General features: G+C 60.0%; 10 protein-coding genes and 4 pseudogenes. 10 read left to right on the top strand and 4 right to left on the bottom strand.

Translation table 11 applies throughout. The features are described from left to right. The first annotated feature begins 52 nt into the window (after positions 1-52). Together mutL and ACZ1HM_RS02965 are read left to right on the top strand one after the other, a co-directional pair. A pseudogene (mutL, locus tag ACZ1HM_RS02960) lies at positions 53-1,899 on the top strand (DNA mismatch repair endonuclease MutL). Then, positions 1,896-3,137 carry a DNA recombination protein RmuC gene (locus ACZ1HM_RS02965; protein WP_472741131.1) on the top strand — a complete coding sequence of 414 codons (1,242 nt, stop codon included), beginning with the start codon at positions 1,896-1,898 and terminating at the stop codon, positions 3,135-3,137. The pseudogene mutL and the gene ACZ1HM_RS02965 overlap by 4 nt, the downstream one beginning before the upstream one ends. 107 nt (positions 3,138-3,244) lie before the next feature. Here ACZ1HM_RS02965 and ACZ1HM_RS02970 read toward each other — a convergent pair whose 3' ends face one another. Together ACZ1HM_RS02970 and ACZ1HM_RS02975 are read right to left on the bottom strand one after the other, a co-directional pair. After that, on the bottom strand, positions 3,245-3,883 hold the full coding sequence (locus ACZ1HM_RS02970; protein WP_472741132.1) for a ChrR family anti-sigma-E factor: 639 nt from the start codon (positions 3,881-3,883) through the stop codon (positions 3,245-3,247). Between the two features lie 6 nt (positions 3,884-3,889). Beyond that, a complete protein-coding gene (locus ACZ1HM_RS02975; protein WP_472744555.1) occupies positions 3,890-4,396 on the bottom strand; it encodes a sigma-70 family RNA polymerase sigma factor in 507 nt (168 codons plus the stop codon). A 268-nt stretch (positions 4,397-4,664) separates the two neighbouring features. Here ACZ1HM_RS02975 and ACZ1HM_RS02980 point away from each other — a divergent pair, with 268 nt between their 5' ends. The 5 genes and pseudogenes from ACZ1HM_RS02980 to ACZ1HM_RS03000 all read left to right on the top strand — a co-directional run bounded on the left by ACZ1HM_RS02980 (position 4,665) and on the right by ACZ1HM_RS03000 (position 9,262). Then, positions 4,665-5,981 (top strand): NAD(P)/FAD-dependent oxidoreductase, encoded by a 1,317-nt coding sequence (locus ACZ1HM_RS02980; RefSeq protein ID WP_472741133.1) that lies wholly within the window; start codon positions 4,665-4,667, stop codon positions 5,979-5,981. After that, positions 5,981-6,735 (top strand): annotated as a pseudogene (locus tag ACZ1HM_RS02985) (DUF1365 domain-containing protein). Before ACZ1HM_RS02980 ends, ACZ1HM_RS02985 begins: the two are co-directional and overlap by 1 nt. Continuing rightward, positions 6,735-7,970: an MFS transporter gene (locus ACZ1HM_RS02990; RefSeq protein WP_472741134.1), complete on the top strand. Its 1,236-nt coding sequence runs from the start codon at positions 6,735-6,737 to the stop codon at positions 7,968-7,970. The pseudogene ACZ1HM_RS02985 and the gene ACZ1HM_RS02990 overlap by 1 nt, the downstream one beginning before the upstream one ends. Further along, a pseudogene (locus tag ACZ1HM_RS02995) lies at positions 7,970-8,440 on the top strand (DUF3833 family protein); the annotation flags it as partial. The gene ACZ1HM_RS02990 and the pseudogene ACZ1HM_RS02995, both read left to right, overlap by 1 nt. 90 nt (positions 8,441-8,530) lie before the next feature. Continuing rightward, entirely contained in the window at positions 8,531-9,262 is a 732-nt protein-coding gene (locus ACZ1HM_RS03000; protein WP_472744556.1) for an SDR family NAD(P)-dependent oxidoreductase, read from the top strand. Positions 9,263-9,299: 37 nt separating this feature from the next. Here the strand turns inward: ACZ1HM_RS03000 and ACZ1HM_RS03005 are convergent, their stop codons facing one another. Further along, positions 9,300-9,917 (bottom strand): glutathione S-transferase family protein, encoded by a 618-nt coding sequence (locus ACZ1HM_RS03005; RefSeq protein WP_472741135.1) that lies wholly within the window; start codon positions 9,915-9,917, stop codon positions 9,300-9,302. Between the two features lie 13 nt (positions 9,918-9,930). Beyond that, entirely contained in the window at positions 9,931-10,584 is a 654-nt protein-coding gene (locus ACZ1HM_RS03010) for a histidine phosphatase family protein (protein WP_472741136.1), read from the bottom strand. Positions 10,585-10,756: 172 nt separating this feature from the next. On the opposite strand from ACZ1HM_RS03010, the gene fdhF reads away from it, so the two are divergent. From fdhF to ACZ1HM_RS03025, 3 genes and pseudogenes are all read left to right on the top strand, one after another. Continuing rightward, positions 10,757-13,519, top strand: a complete 2,763-nt coding sequence (gene fdhF / locus ACZ1HM_RS03015) for a formate dehydrogenase subunit alpha (protein ID WP_472741137.1) — start codon at positions 10,757-10,759, stop codon at positions 13,517-13,519. Between the two features lie 250 nt (positions 13,520-13,769). Further along, positions 13,770-15,748: pseudogene (locus tag ACZ1HM_RS03020) on the top strand (AMP-binding protein). Next, positions 15,745-16,422 carry a hypothetical protein gene (locus ACZ1HM_RS03025; protein ID WP_472741138.1) on the top strand — a complete coding sequence of 226 codons (678 nt, stop codon included), beginning with the start codon at positions 15,745-15,747 and terminating at the stop codon, positions 16,420-16,422. Before ACZ1HM_RS03020 ends, ACZ1HM_RS03025 begins: the two are co-directional and overlap by 4 nt. Position 16,423 lies beyond the last annotated feature (1 nt).

Consider the following 16,423-nt stretch of genomic DNA (forward strand, 5'->3'; position numbering starts at 1 on the left):
GCCCGATTTACCAACTGGCAGAATCGCGCATTCCCATGCTAGGTTTAGCGTTATGGCTACAGCGCACCCCAACATAAGCGAAAATCGCCCGGTTATCCGCCAACTTGATGAGGGCGCGATCAACCGCATTGCGGCAGGTGAGGTGGTCGAACGCCCCGCCTCTGCGGTGAAAGAGCTGGTGGAGAACGCCATTGATGCGGGGGCCACGCGGATCACCGTGGAATATGCCGATGGCGGCAAGACACTGATCCGGGTGCTGGATGACGGCTGTGGGATTGCCGCGCAGGATTTGCCCCTGGCGCTGAGCCGTCATGCGACCTCAAAGATTGATGGCACGGATCTGCTGAACATCCACACCTTTGGCTTCAGAGGCGAAGCGCTGCCCTCCCTTGGGGCGGTGGGCAGGCTGTCTATCCAAAGCCGGGTGCCAGGCGCGGACGGGGCCGAGATCACGGTCACAGGTGGGGCCATCGGCACTGTGCGGCCAGCGGCGCTGAACGGCGGCACGGTGGTGACCCTGCGCGATCTGTTTTTTGCCACGCCTGCGCGGCTGAAATTCCTGCGCACTGACCGCGCCGAAGCCCAAGCGATCACCGATGTGGTCAAACGGCTGGCGATGGCCGAACCCTTTATCGGGTTCACCCTGCGCGATGTGTCAGGCGATGGCGCGGGCCGCGATCTGTTTCGTGTGGGGCCTGAGCAAGGCGATCTTTTTGATGCGCTCCACGGCCGCCTGCGCGAGGTGTTGGGCCGCGAGTTTGCCGAAAACGCGTTGCCGATTGATGCCACCCGCGAAGGGCTGCACCTGACGGGCTTTGCCGCATTGCCCACCTATTCACGCGGCTCTGCGGTGGCGCAGTACCTTTTTGTGAACGGCAGACCCGTGCGGGACAAGCTGTTGGTAGGCGCGCTGCGTGGTGCCTATTTCGATTTTCTAAGCCGGGACCGGCATCCAGCCGCCGCACTGTTTCTGGATTGCGACCCGCAACTGGTGGACGTGAACGTGCATCCGGCCAAATCAGAGGTGCGGTTCCGGGATCCGGGCCTGGCGCGCGGGTTGATCGTTTCGGCTCTGCGCCATGCTTTGGCTGAGGCGGGGCATCGCGCCTCAACCACCGTGGCTGGTGCGACGCTGGGGGCGATGACGCCAGAGCCCACGGGCGCGCGGATCTACCAGATGGACCGCCCTTCATTGGGCGCGCGGCAGGCGGCCTTTGACGCACAAGCGCCCCAGCCTGGTTTTGCTGAAACCGCAGGCGTTTGGGGCCGGGTTGAGGGCACGCCGGATGAAGTGGTGGAGACCGCCGAGGCCCCCCAGAGTATCCCTTGGGCACCGCGCGCGGGCAGGTGCATGAGAACTACATCATTGCCCAGACCGCGACAGGTATGGTGATCGTCGATCAGCACGCTGCGCATGAGCGGTTGGTCTATGAAAAACTCAAAAACCAGATGGCGGAAAAGGGCGTGCCGGCCCAAGCGCTGTTGATCCCTGAGGTGGTTGAGCTGTCAGACGGCGATTGTGCGCGCCTGCTGGAGCTGGCAGAGGAACTGGGGCGGTTTGGCCTCGGGATTGAGGCCTTTGGCGGCGGCGCCATAGCCGTGCGCGAAACCCCTGCGATCCTCGGAGAGGTGAACGCGCGGGCGTTGGTTTTGGACATTCTGGATGAGTTGGCTGATCAAAATGACAGCCAGCTGCTTCAGGCCAAGATTGAGGCGATCCTCAGCCGCATGGCCTGCCACGGCTCCATCCGGTCGGGGCGCAGGATGCGGGCAGAAGAGATGAACGCGCTGTTGCGCGAAATGGAAGCGACGCCGCATTCGGGGCAATGCAACCATGGGCGGCCCACCTATGTGGAGCTGAAACTGAGTGATATTGAACGGCTGTTTGGACGGACATGATTGAGATTGCGGGCCAAACCTTTGCCTGGGGTGACCCTGTTGTTCTTGCCGCGCTGATCGGGGCCGGGGTGCTTTTGCTGATACTTGTGCTGCTGATCATGGCCGTGCGGGGCACGTCCCGGGCCGCTCAGATGGCCGCACCGCTGAGCCAACAGATGCAGGCATTAGGTGGGCATGTACAGCAATTGGGCGCACATCAGGCGCAATTGCAAGGCAGCTTGCAGATCGTGTCCGACACCCAAGCCACAGCGCAAACCCAGATGATCCAATCGATGGAGGCGCGGCTGTCCACGGTTCAGCAGCAGATGCAGGACCGGCTGGCCGATAATGCGGCGAAATCCGCGCGCTCGCTTGCAGAGATGCAAGAACGGATGAACCAGACGCTGCATGGCACATCCAAGCAAACCACAACCAGCCTGACGCAGCTGCAAGAGCGGCTGGCGGCGATTGACAAGGCGCAGGACAACATCACCAAACTGTCGGGGGATGTGCTGAGCCTGCAAGATATTCTGTCCAACAAACAGACCCGTGGCTCATTTGGGGAAATTCAGCTGCATGATATCGTCTCAAAGGCGCTGCCGCCGGACAGCTATGCGCTGCAAAGCACCCTGTCCAACGGCAAGCGGCCCGATTGCCTGGTGCATCTGCCCAACCCGCCCGGACCGATTGTGATCGACAGTAAGTTCCCGCTGGAGGCCTATGAGGCGCTGCGCGTGGCAGAAAGTGATCATGCGCTGAAAGAGGCGGTGCGGGCGATGAAAGTGGCAGTGAAAAAGCACATCGATGACATCGCGGAGCGCTATATCATCGAAGGTGAGACCGCGGACGGGGCGCTGATGTTTTTGCCGTCAGAGGCCGTATATGCAGAGCTGCATGCCAATTTTGGTGAGCTGACCCGCTATGGCTTTGAAAAGCGGGTCTGGATTGTGTCCCCCACCACCTGCATGGCCACGTTGAACACCATGCGCGCGATCCTCAAAGATGCGCGGATGCGTGAGCAGGCGGGGGCCATTCGCAAAGAGCTGGGCCTTTTGCATGCAGATGTGGAACGGATGGTGACGCGGGTGGGCAAGCTTGACACGCATTTCAACCAGGCGCGCAAGGATGTGGATGACATCCTGATCTCGGCTGAGAAATCCGCCAAACGGGCGGGGCGGTTGCACAACTTTGATTTTGAAGATGCGGTCGCCGATCCGGTGCAAAGCACGGTGGTTCCCTTGACCAAGCCCGAAGGGTGAGGGGAGAGAGTCCCTTATAAGGGGCTCTGCCCCGACGGCCCGAAGGGCCGCCTCCCCGGAGGTGTAGTTGGAAAGATGAAGGGCCGGGCCGTGGGCGGTGGCTGGTGCTAAATCCGGGCGAGTTTTTGCGCGATGCGGGGCACGATGCCTTTGAATTTCAGCGGCGCGTCCGTGACGATAAGACAGACGCAGTCCTGACCGGGTTCGGCCACCGGGGTGTGATTGACATCGCCGTCGGCGATTTCCACATCGCCGCGGGCGAAACGGCCGTCATCATCGGCATAGGCCCCCTGCAGGACCAGCGTCATTTCGGTGCCCTTGTGGCTGTGCGCTGGCATCGCTTCGCCTGCGGGGATCAGCAAGAGCCGCGCTGTGCCTTCGCGCGCGGCCACCAGGACCGCCTGTTTCACGCCCATGCCGATGTTGCGCCAGACCACGGCATCCACATCCCCGCCGACATAGCTGCGTAAGGGGGCCGGGAAGGTGCCGGGGATGAAAGGCGCGCGCGGGGCGGGCGGCAGATCGTCCAACTGGGCCAGCACCGCATCAAGGCTGCCTGCGGACATGTCCTGGGCGGGGGTGTCTTCCATGACTGCGCCGCCCAGGCTGTCATAGCTTTCGACCACCGCACGGCAGTCATCGCAGAGCGAGATATGAGCCGCGACGATCAGGTTGAACGCCTCTGGCAGGGAGCCTGCGGCATAGGCCAGCAGGGTGTCATCTTGGAAATGATGTGTAATCGTCATGGCACTTTATGTCATATGCAGGCGCAGGCGTTCCAGCGCCAGGCGAATACGGGATTTGATCGTGCCCAAGGGCAGACCGGTGAGGGCGGCAATCTCAGATTGGGTCAGATCGCCGAAGTAGGCTTTTTCGATCAAATCGCGCTGGGCGTCAGGGAGACATTTCAGCGCAGTGGCCAATTGCGCCTGATCCTGCTGCATCGCGATCACATCGGCCTGATCGGGCTCAGGCTCTGGGCCCCAAGGCAGCTCTTCTGGGTCGGGTCGGTTCTGGCGGCGCAGCATGTCGATGCGGCGGTTGCGGGCGATGGTGAAAATCCAGGTGGCCACCGAGGCGCGGGTGGGATCAAACATATCGGCCTTGCGCCACAGGGTGGTCATCACGTCCTGGGCGCATTCCTCAGCCAAGGTGGCATCGGCACCGGATTTCATCAGAAAGCCTTTGATGCGCGGGGCGAAGTGCGAAAAGAGGGCGGCAAAGGCTTCTTTGTCTTTGCTGTCGCGCACCCGGCGCATCAAGCTGACCCATTGCGCATCCGCACTTGCTGTAGCTTGTGCCGCTTGGGTGCGGCTCTCCATCGCGATGTTCAACACCATGCCCTCCGGGCCGCGCGCAGATTGGCGTGGCTGCATTTGTGGTTCTGACGATGGGCGGTGAAGTAGCATGAAAGGATTACGCGACAAGCAGCACTTTGGATCAGGTAGGAGCAAAAGTTTTTTTAATCTGGCCCTAAGGTTGGCGCGTATTACATCCACCCCCAAGAGTAAGACACAGGAAGACCCCATGCCTTTTGAAACACCCCACAACGCCCCGATATCTGATGCGGGACGGCGCAGAGTTGCCGTCATTGGCGCGGGCATCTCTGGAATGGGGGCCGCACATCGACTGGCGGATACCCATGCGGTGACCTTGTTTGAAGCAGGCCACCGGTTGGGGGGACATGCGCGCACGATTGTGGCGGGCAAGCATGGCGATCAACCGGTCGATACCGGGTTCATCGTGTTCAACTATGCCAACTACCCGCATCTGGCCGCGCTTTTTGCGGAATTGGACGTGCCGGTGGTGAAATCCAACATGAGCTTTGGGGCCTCCATTGACGGGGGGCGTTTGGAATATGCGCTGCACGGGGCGGATGCGTTTTTTGCGCAGCGCAAGAATGCGTTGAACCCCCGGTTTGTGCGGATGCTGCGGGACATTTTCCACTTTAACAAAAACGCGCTGCGCCTGGCCAAGGGCACGGACATGACGATCGGGGATTTCCTGAAACGTCTCGGCACCGGACGCTATTTTCGGGATTATTATCTGTCGCCGCTGTCTGGGGCGATCTGGTCAACGCCAACCGAAAAGATCATGGATTTCCCAGCCCATGCGATGATGAGCTTTTTTGAAAACCATGCCCTGCTGAACTATACCGGCCAGCATCAGTGGTACACCGTCAAGGGCGGCTCGCAGGCCTATGTCAGCCGCCTGGAGGCGGCGATGCTGGGCAAGGGCGTAGATGTGCGGCTGAACGCGGCGGTGCAGGGCGTGCGGCGCACGGGCCTGGGGGTTGAGGTTAAGGCCTGGAGCGGGGAGTGGGAATTCTTTGATGAGGTGGTCTTTGCCACCCATTCAGACGATTCACTGGCGATGCTGACAGATGCGGATGCGGCTGAGAAAAAGGCGCTGGGCGCGATCAAGTATCAGCCCAATGACATCACCTTGCATGCAGACACCGCGATCATGCCCAAGCGGCGTAAGACCTGGGCCTCATGGGTCTATACCGAAGACCGCAATGCGCAGAATGACCGGATTGATCTGACCTATTGGATGAACTCGCTGCAGCCCATTCCGATGGATGATCTGCATTTTGTGACGCTCAACACCAAACGGACAATCCGCGAAGAGCTGATCTATGATCAGGTGACCCTGCGCCATCCGGTCTATGATCTGGCGGCGCTGGCGGCCCAGAAAGAGGTGGCCGCCTATAACGGGACGCGCAACACCTGGTTCTGCGGCGCGTGGATGCGGCATGGGTTCCATGAGGATGGGCTGGCCAGCGCGATGACGGTGGTGGATGCCATCCAGGGCGCGCCCGCGATGCCCATCGCTGCTGAGTGATGCAAACCGTCGATCATATCGCTGGGCAGACCTTTCATGGACGCAAAGGTGCGGTGGAAAACGCCTTTCGCTACTCCATCGACTATGTGCTTTGTGATGCTGAGGCCCCGCTGAAAACCCCTTTTTGTTTGGGCGTAACCGGGCTGGGGTTACCGCCCTATTGGACAGCGACCACGGCGGTGCCCCGAAAAACGGGCGCGGCGCTGTTTGGGTGCGTGAGGTCTTGGGCGAATACGGATTGGATGGGGTTCAAACGATTGAGCTTTTGGCGCAGCCACGGGTGTTGGGCCATGTCTTTAACCCGGTCAGCTTTTGGCTGTGCCGGGATGCGCAGGGGGCGCTGATCGTCGTGATAGCCGAGGTGACGAACACCTATGGCGACCGGCATTGCTATCTTTGCCACCATGCGGATCTGCGGGCCATCACGCCTCAGGACCATCTGAGCGCGCAAAAGATCTTCCACGTCTCACCGTTTCAGAAAATCGAAGGGTCTTATACCTTTCGCTTTGACATCACAAAAGATCGGGTTGGCGTTTGGATTGACTATTCGGCAGGCAACGGCGGTTTGATCGCGACGCTGACCGGCAAACGCAAGCGGCTGAGCAATGCCAGCATCCTGCGTGCGATGGTGCGGCGGCCCCTGGGCGCGCGGCGGGTGTTGGCGCTGATCCACTGGCAGGCGCTCAAGCTGTGGTGGAAAGGGGCGGCCTTTCGCGCGCGGCCCGAGCCACCGACGCAAGAGGTGTCACGCTGATGGCACCGGGGGCACAGCGGCTCCCGGCTTATGCGCTGTTTGCGGCACTGCTTTCGGCGGCGGGGCTGCCGATCTATATTCACGCGCCAAAGTTCTATGTGGATGAATACGCAGTTTCGCTGGCGGCTTTGGGCACCGTGCTCTTTGGCTTGCGACTGCTGGATGTGGTGCAAGATCCGTTGCTTGGCCGGTTGTCGGAAAAACTGCGCGACCGGCGCGGTGTTGCTGTGGCTTTGGGTGCTGCTGTCATGGCGGTTGCGATGGTGGGGCTTTTTGCGGTCACGCCGCCTGTTAGCCCGCTGCTGTGGTTTGGCCTGATGCTGACCCTGGTGTTTTCCGCCTTTAGCTTTCTGACCATCTGCTTTTACGCCCAAGGGGTGGCCAAAGCGGCCGGTCTGGCCGGATCGGGCCACCTGGCTTTGGCGCGCTGGCGTGAAACGGGCGCGCTTTTGGGGGTCTGCGTGGCCTCTGTGGCCCCGGCGGTGTTGGGCGCTGTGATGGGCGCGCCTTTTGCTGGATTTGCAGTGGGTTTTGCAGTGCTGGCCTTCGCTGCGGTGCTTGCCATGCGGCCTGAGTGGCGCGATGCCGGTCTGCCGCCCAGCACCGGGTTCGGCACGGTTCTGGGCGATCCATTGGCGCGCCGTTTGCTGCTGATCGCTTTGGTCAACGCGGCCCCCGTCGCGGTCAGTTCCACCTTGTTCCTGTTCTATGTTGAAATTGCCTTGCAGGCCCCGGGCTGGGAAGGGCCGCTGTTGCTGTTGTTCTTCCTCTCTGCCGCAGCCGCTGCACCATTCTGGGGCATGCTGGCCGAGCGGTTTGGCAGCAAACCGGTGCTGTTGTCAGCGATGGCGTTGGGCATCGCGGCCTTTGGCGGCGCGCTGTTTTTGGGGCCGGGGGATGCGGTGCTTTTTGCGGTGGTCTGCCTTGCCTCGGGCGCGGTTCTTGGCGCTGATCTCACGCTTTTGCCTGCGCTTTTTGCCAGCCGGATGGCAAAAATTTCACCTTCTGCCGCCGAAGGCTTCGGTTTGTGGTCATTTGTCTCCAAGTTCACATTGGCTTTGGCGGCGGTTGCCCTACTTCCAATGCTTGAACGCGCCGGTTTGCAGACCGGCGCAGACACCAATCCAGAAGGCGCTGTGCGTCTGCTGGTCATTCTTTATGCAGGGGTGCCTTGCGTGCTCAAGCTGATCTCAATTGCGCTGCTTGCCAGCACCAAGGGCCTAGAGGAGGCATAATGGACGAGCTCTTTTTTGTGCTACTCGGCGTGCTGATAACGCTTGGCGCTGTGGTTTTGCGCCGCCGTTATGCAGCGTTCTACGGCCAGACGCCTGAGGATTACGAAGACGGATTTCCTGTCATCGACATTAAGTCCCATCTGAATGGCAAGATGATCTGCGAAGGCGTGATCTATGGCCCGATGGGCCGCGTCACCAGCACCTTTGCGGCGGATTTCAACATCTCCTGGACCGAAAACAGTGGCGTGATGGATGAGGTGTTTCGCTATAACGATGGCTCCACGCAGGTGCGGCAGTGGCGGCTGACCCTGAAAAGCGGCGGCGCGTTTGAAATGCGCGCCGATGATGTGCCCGGTCTGGGGCACGGGGCGGTCAGTGGCGGTGCGGTGCAGATGCGGTATCCGATCCAGCTGCCAGAGGCGTCGGGCGGGCATGTATTGTCCTGTGTGGACTGGATGTACCTTACCCCCGATGGGACGATCATGAACCGCAGCCAGTTCCGCAAATTCGGCATCAAGGTGGCTGAGCTGGATCGCCACCATCAGGCCCGTCACCGCATCATGAAAACCTGGGCAGGTAAAAGATATTGGCTGATCGGGGCCAGTGACGGCCTGGGCGCGGCCCTGGCTGATAAGCTGAGCCGCGCGGGTGCCGAAGTGATCGTCTCTGCCCGGTCAGAGGACAAGCTGCGGGCCGTGGTGGACGCCCTGCCGGGCAAGGCCAGCTACCAGACCATTGACGTCTCCGACAACGACAGCGTCAAGGCCGCCGCCCAGGCGGTGGGCGAGGTGGACGGTATGGTGTTTCTTGCCGGGGTCTATTGGCCCTTTGGGGCGAAAGACTGGGATGCGGATCAGGCCAATATGATGGCCGACATCAACTTTACCGGCATGATGCGCACTCTGGGCCAGGTGGTGCCTGCGATGGTGGCGCGGGATGCGGGGCACATCGTCATCACCTCATCGCTCACCGGGTTTCGCGGGCTGCCCGGCTCCATCGGCTATACCGCGTCCAAGGCGGGCACGATGTCACTGGCTGAATGCATGTATGCTGATCTGCGCAAAACCGGTGTGCAGGTTCAGGTGGTCAATCCGGGCTTTATCCGCACGCAGCTGACCGACAAGAACGACTTTGCCATGCCCTTCATCATGGAACCTGAGGCAGCAGCCCAGGTGATGTTTGAGCATATGAACACCGACAAGTTCAAAAAGAGCTTTCCTTTTGCCTTCTCGATGGTGTTCCGGCTCAGCCAGTTTTTGCCCGACTGGCTGTATTACCGGATCTTTAGCTAAGGACGGCACCCTGCGGTGCCGCCCCTGCGGGGGCTGGCTACAGAATCCCCTTGGCAATGACGGTCTGAACACTGTCGCGGGCGCGCATACGGTCCAGAAATGCAGTGATCTTGGGGTAATTGGCCACGGTGACGCCGTCCCCTTCCAACCAATTGCAGACGACGAACAGATAGGGATCCGCCAGGCTAAAGCTGTCGCCCAGAACAAAGTCGCCGCGCAGGCAGTCTGTTTCAACAAATGCGGCGCAGGCTGACATGGTTTCAGGCACTTTGGCGGCCATGTCTTCAAGGCTGGATTGCGCATTGGCCCACCGGGTGCCGCGCATCTTATGCGCATGAGCGACATGCATGGTTGAGGCGAGGTAATACATCACCGACCGCATGTGCGCGGCCTCCTCCGGCTTGGCCGGGATCAACCCCGCCTGCGGGGCCAGGGCGGCTATGTAATCCAAAAGCGCCCCCGCTTCGGTCAAAACGCTGCCATCCTCAAGCACCAGGGCAGGCACGCGGCCCTTGGGGTTCAGCTTTAGGTATTCCGGCTTGGTCTGCTCGCCCCCTGCGAAATTAACCGCGACGGGTTCATAGGCCAGCCCGGCCTCTTCCAGCGTGATCGCGGGCACGACGGCGACTGTGCCTTTGCTGTAGTAGAGTTTCATCGTCTTATCCCCTTTAGATATGGGTCAGCGCATGCCGCCGATCGGTACGATCAAGATGCGGAACGGCGTTGAACAGAACGGGCGACAGATGGCCGCCCACTGGAAACAGACGGTGCATCGAGGTCTGCAAGATCGCTATGGCCAGACGGGCCTGGGCCGGTATGTCCAGATGCAGGGCCTGCGCCATCGCCATCGCGATTACCCCGCCTGAGGTCACAACCAATGCCGGGCCATCCCCGGCAAGGATGTCTGACAACGCATCTGAGATCCGCGTATGAAAAGCCTCCCAGGTTTCGGGCGCGCCTTCGATTTTGCCTTCCCGCCAGTGGGTAAACAGCACCGGACAATGGGTGCTGAACGCGCTTTGCTCAACGGGAAAGGGGATGCCGTGCTGTTCTTCCAGCAGGTTGGACATTGTGAAATATTCCAGCTCATTCAGCCGCGCGTCCCGCACAGGCTCCAACCCGGTGGCCATGCCTTGGGCGGTCTCAATATGCCGGTTCAGCGTGCCGGTAAAAAGCCGGTTGTGATAATCATTGCTGTCGCGCAGATGTGCGCCCAGCCATCCCGCCTGGCTGTGACCAAGTGGGCTAAGCCTGTCATAGCTCACTTCATCCTTCGCGGCTGAGTTCGCCTGACCGTGCCGGATAAGGGTAATATGGGACATGTTGCCTGCCTATGTTGCTCGGCCCAAGACATAGTTCAGGCATGAGTTGGGGGAAAGACGTCTCCTATCGGAAACGCGGCTTGGCGTAAAACCGGGGTGGGGTGTCGGGATTGGGACTCCTTCCTTGGCTTTGGAATCGCTATAAAATGCCGAGCCAGTAGGGAGTTTAGCCATGTCCGACAAGATCACATTCACGCTCGACGGAGACATCGTTGAGGCGGAGAAGGGTCTCACGATTTGGGAAGTGGCCAATGGCCGTGGTCTCAAAATTCCACATCTGTGTCACAAACCGGCTCCCGGGTATCGCCCTGACGGCAACTGCCGCGCCTGCATGGTTGAGATTGAGGGTGAGCGCACGCTGGCCGCTTCCTGCATCCGGGAACCTGCCGAAGGCATGGTGGTCACGACCAACAACGCCCGCGCCGAAAACGCCCGCAAGATGGTGGTTGAGCTGTTGATGGCGGATCAGCCAGAGCAAGACGTGGCGCATGACAAATCCAGCCACCTCTATGACATGGTTGAAATGAACGAAGTGACGGAAAGCCGGTTCCCCAAGCTGGAGAAAGACCGCATTCCCCTGCTGGACGACAGCCATGTCGCGATGAGCGTGAACCTGGATGCCTGTATTTCCTGCGGCCTGTGCGTGCGCGCCTGCCGCGAAGTGCAGGTGAACGACGTGATCGGCATGTCGGGCCGGGGCCACGACAGCTATCCCACCTTCGATATGGCCGACCCGATGGGCGACAGCACCTGTGTGGCCTGCGGCGAATGTGTACAGGCCTGCCCAACAGGCGCGCTGATGCCATCGACGATGGTCGACGAAAACCAGGTCGGTGACCTGGCGGATTACGATGAAGAAGTCCAAAGCGTCTGCGCCTTCTGCGGTGTGGGCTGCCAGATCTCGATCAAGGTCAAGGATGGCGCGGTCAAATACGTGGAAGGCATCAATGGCCCCGCCAATGAGGGACGTCTTTGTGTCAAAGGCCGCTTTGGCTATGACTACATTCACCACCCCCACCGCCTGACCAAACCGCTGATCCGGCGCGAGGATGCGCCCGCCAAGGGGCTGAACGTTGATCCCGAAAACTGGCAGACGCATTTCCGCGAAGCCAGCTGGGATGAGGCGCTGGATTTCGCTGCCAAGGGCCTGAAAGGCCGGGGGCGTGAGGTTGCGGGTTTCGGCTCTGCCAAATGCACCAACGAAGAAGCCTATCTGTTCCAGAAATTCATCCGCCAGGGCTTTGGCCATAACAACGTGGACCACTGCACGCGGCTGTGCCACGCCTCTTCGGTCTCCGCTTTGATTGAAAACGTGGGCTCGGGCGCTGTGACGGCGACCTTCAATGAGATTGAGAACGCCGATGTAGCGATCATCATCGGGGCCAACCCGCTGGAAAACCACCCCGTGGCGGCGACCTATTTCAAACAATTCACCAAGCGCGGCGGCAAGCTGATTGTGATGGACCCCCGCAACCAGGGGCTCAAGCGCTTTGCCACCCATATGCTGCAGTTCAAGCCGGGCGCGGATGTGTCGATGCTGAACGCGATCATGCATGTGATCGTGGAAGAGGAACTCTATGACCAGCAATACATCGAAGGCTACACCGAAAACTGGGAAGCTGAAAAAGCGCACCTGGCCCAGTTCCCGCCAGAGAAGATGGAAGCGCTTTGCGGCATTCCCGCGGAAACGCTGCGCGCTGTGGCCCGTGATTTTGCTACCGCCAAAGCGGGCATGATCTTTTGGGGCATGGGCGTCAGCCAGCACATCCACGGCACTGACAACTCGCGCTGCCTGATCTCTCTGGCGCTGATGTGTGGCCATGTGGGCCGCCCTGGCACCGGGCTGCACCCGCTGCGTGGTCAGAACAACGTGCAAGGCGCCTCTGACGCGGGCCTCATCCCGATGTTCCTGCCGGATTATCAGACCGTCACCGATGACGGCGTGCGCTCTGCCTTTACGGACGTCTGGCAGTCGGGTGATTTCAGCAATGAAAAGGGTCTGACCGTGACCGAGATTATGGACGCGGTCCATGACGATCAGATCAAGGCGATGTACGTCCTGGGCGAAAACCCCGCGATGTCCGACCCGGATGTGGAACACGCCCGCGATGCGCTGGCCAAGCTGGATCATCTGGTGGTCCAGGACATCTTCATCACTGAAACGGCCAACTACGCCGATGTGATCCTGCCGGCCTCTGCGCTTTATGAAAAAAGCGGCACGGTATCGAATACCAACCGCACGGTGCAGATGCTGCGCCCTGCCGTCACCCCGCCCGGTGAGGCACGTGAGGATTGGTGGATTGAGGTGGAGCTGGCCAAACGCTGTGGCCTGAACTGGGCCTACACCCATCCAAGCGAAGTCTTTGCTGAGATGGCGTTGAACATGCGCAGCCTGGACAACATCACCTGGGAGCGGTTGGAAAAAGGGGCGGTCACCTATCCGTCACTTTCCCCAGAAGACCCTGGTCAAAGCGTTGTGTTCGGCGATGCCTTCCCGCGTCCCGATGGCCGCGCGCGCTTTACCCCCGCCAGTGTGATCCCGCCAGATGATCTGCCGGATGCGGAATACCCGATGGTTCTGACAACGGGCCGCCAGCTGGAACACTGGCACACCGGCTCTATGACCCGCCGTGCCAGCGTGCTGGACGCGGTTGAGCCGGAGGCGAATTGTTCGCTGCACCCCTCAACGCTGCGCAAACTGGGCGTGGCCCCGGGCGAATATGTGCGTCTGACAACCAAACGTGGCTCCATCGACATCATGGCGCGCGAAGACCGCGCGGTGTCGCCTGACATGGTGTTCTTGCCCTTCGCCTTTGTTGAGGCGGCCGCGAACATTCTGACCAACCCGGCGATTGACCCTTATGGCAAGATCCCTGAGTTCAAGTTCAGCGCCGTCAAAGTGGAAGCCGCAGGTGCCGCACTCGCCGCAGAGTAGACCCGGACCCGGGCTTTTCGTTTCAGGCCCTGAAATCTGCGTGAAAACAAAAGGGCAAGCCGCCCGCATCCCGCCGCCCCCTGAGGGCGGCGGTTTGTTTTTAGGGGAAAATCCACTATTCGGAACTTAATTGACGATTTGTTCAGAAATTTTGTGCCAACCGTTGACCTTTGTGCTTTGAGCCGCGACCCTGTCTGTGTGAGAATCGTAAAAACGATCGACCTGCCGCTTAATGGCAGACATGGGAGGAATGACCTTGGCTATGCCAGAGACGCGCGCCGACGGACCGCAGTCCGTTCCGGCGCTACTACATCGTAACGCCACGAAATTTGCGCATGCGCCAGCTTACCGTGAAAAAGAATATGGCATCTGGCAAAGCTGGACCTGGTCTCAGACCCGCGATGAAGTAGAGGCGCTTGCGCTTGGGCTTCTCGATATGGGCCTGAACGAAGGCGATTTTGTCGCCATTATCGGCCGAAACCGGCCCACACTATACTGGGCCATGATGTCCGCACAGATGTGTGGTGCGGTGCCTGTGCCGCTTTATCAGGACGCCAACGCAGAAGAGATGGCCTATGTGCTGGGCCACTGTGGCGCGCGTTTTGTCATCGCGGGCGATCAAGAGCAGGTTGATAAAGTCATCGAAGTGCGCGAGCAGCTGCCGAACTTTGAGCAGATGATCTACCTCGATCCGCGCGGTTTGCGAAAATACGACCATGCCAGCCTCACACAATATAGCACCGTTCAAGAGAACGGGCGCGCCAAGCGGGACACGCTCAAGGCGGAACTGGACGCGCGTCAGGCCAAGCTGGATTATGACAGCACAGGCGTGATGCTTTATACCTCTGGCACCACCGGCAAACCCAAGGGCGTGGTGCTAAGCAACCGCAACATCATTGAGACGGCCAAATCCTCATCCGAATTTGACGATCTGAAGTCGACTGATGACATCCTGGCCTATCTGCCGATGGCCTGGGTGGGTGATTTTATCTTTTCCGTGGGCCAGGCGCTTTGGACTGGCTTTTGCACCAATTGCCCAGAAAGCGCGGACACGATGCACGTGGATTTGCGCGAAATCGGCCCGACCTATTACTTTGCGCCGCCCCGGGTTTTGAAACCCAGCTGACCAACGTCATGATCCGCATGGAGGATTCGGGCCGGTTCAAGAAACGTCTGTTTGACACCTTCATGGCCCATGCGCGCAAAGTCGGCCCCGCCATTTTGGACGGCGAAAACGTCAGCCTCTGGGACCGGATCAAATACAACATCGGTGAGCTTTGCGTCTACGGTCCTCTGAAAAACACGCTGGGCTTTTCCCGCGTGCGTGTGGGCTATACCGCGGGGGAGGCCATCGGCCCCGAGATCTTTGATTTCTACCGCTCGTTGGGCATCAATCTCAAACAGCTCTACGGCCAGACCGAGGCCACGGTGTTCATCACCGCGCAGCCTGATGGCGAAGTGCGCTCTGATACGGTCGGCGTGCCGTCCCCAGGTGTGGAGCTGAAGATCGCTGAAAACGGTGAGGTGTTCTACCGCTCACCGGGGGTGTTTGTGGAATACTACAAAAACCCCGAAAGCACCGCCGATACCAAAGATCCAGAAGGCTGGGTCGCCACCGGCGACGCGGGCTTTATCGAGGAAAACACCGGTCATTTGCGGATTATCGACCGTGCCAAGGACGTGGGCCAGATGGCCAGCGGATCACTGTTTGCGCCGAAGTATGTGGAGAATAAGCTCAAGTTTTTCCCCAACATTCTGGAAGCTGTGGTGTTCGGCAACGGCAGGGAAGAATGCACCGCCTTTATCAACATCGATCTGACCGCCGTGGGCAACTGGGCCGAGCGTAACAACATCGGCTACGCCTCTTACCAAGAGCTGGCGGGCCATCCCCAGGTGATGGACACGATCCAATCGCATGTTGAAGAGGTGAACGCCTCAGTCGCTGAGGACGCGATGTTGTCGGGCTGTCAGGTGCACCGCTTTGTTGTGCTGCACAAAGAGCTGGATGCAGACGACGGAGAGCTGACCCGCACGCGCAAAGTGCGCCGCCGGATCATCGAAGAGAAATACGACGACGTGATCGCAGCGCTCTATGACGGCTCAACCCAGGTCGCCACGGAAACCGAAGTGACCTATGAGGACGGCCGCAAAGGTGCGATCAGCGCAACCTTGGAAATCCGCGCGGCCAAGGTCATGCCGGTGCAGACAAACAAGCTGGCCGCGGAATGATGGGAGCGCGCTGGCTTGCGATTGCTCTGTGTTTGGGCGCGACGACCGTCGCTGCAAAAAACGATAGTGCCCAGATCGCTGAGGGCAAAAGCCTGATGCGTCATTGGTATGAGGCCATCCAGCGGTGTTATGACAGTGTGTCTCTGACACGGCCCTTTGATGCGCAGGGCTATACGCATGTCGGTGACGAGGTGGTTGACTACCAAGTAGCAGAAACGCGTCAGCGTTGGGCATCCGACAAACCGCATGTGGGTGTCACCTACCGGATCAGGGGCGGATCAAGCACGCCTGACGGGCTGTCACCGTCCTGCGAGGTTCAGACATTGGCGCAGTTTCAGTTTCTTGAAAACGCCGAAGCCCCGGACGAAGTTTTCTATTGGCGCTGGTGGCGGGCGAACGGGTTTGACGATCAAACCCAGCCCGAGGCGTGGCCGTTTGAAAGCAACAAACATATCACAACGCTCGCTAGAACCCTGCATGGCACGGCGGCTGGGTGTCCGATGTACATGAAATTTCAGTACCGGGCATGGGAGCAAAAGCCAGAGGCGTTTTTCACGATTTGGGAAACCTCCAAGGGCGGTTGCGACCTGCTGCCGCGCAGTGTTGAGGCGGATTTTGGCCGGGGGCCGATGCCCCAGATAGAAAAGTTTTTTGACATGGCAACAGGGGGTTAGG

The organism is Sulfitobacter sp. GN1-4 (assembly GCF_055693825.1).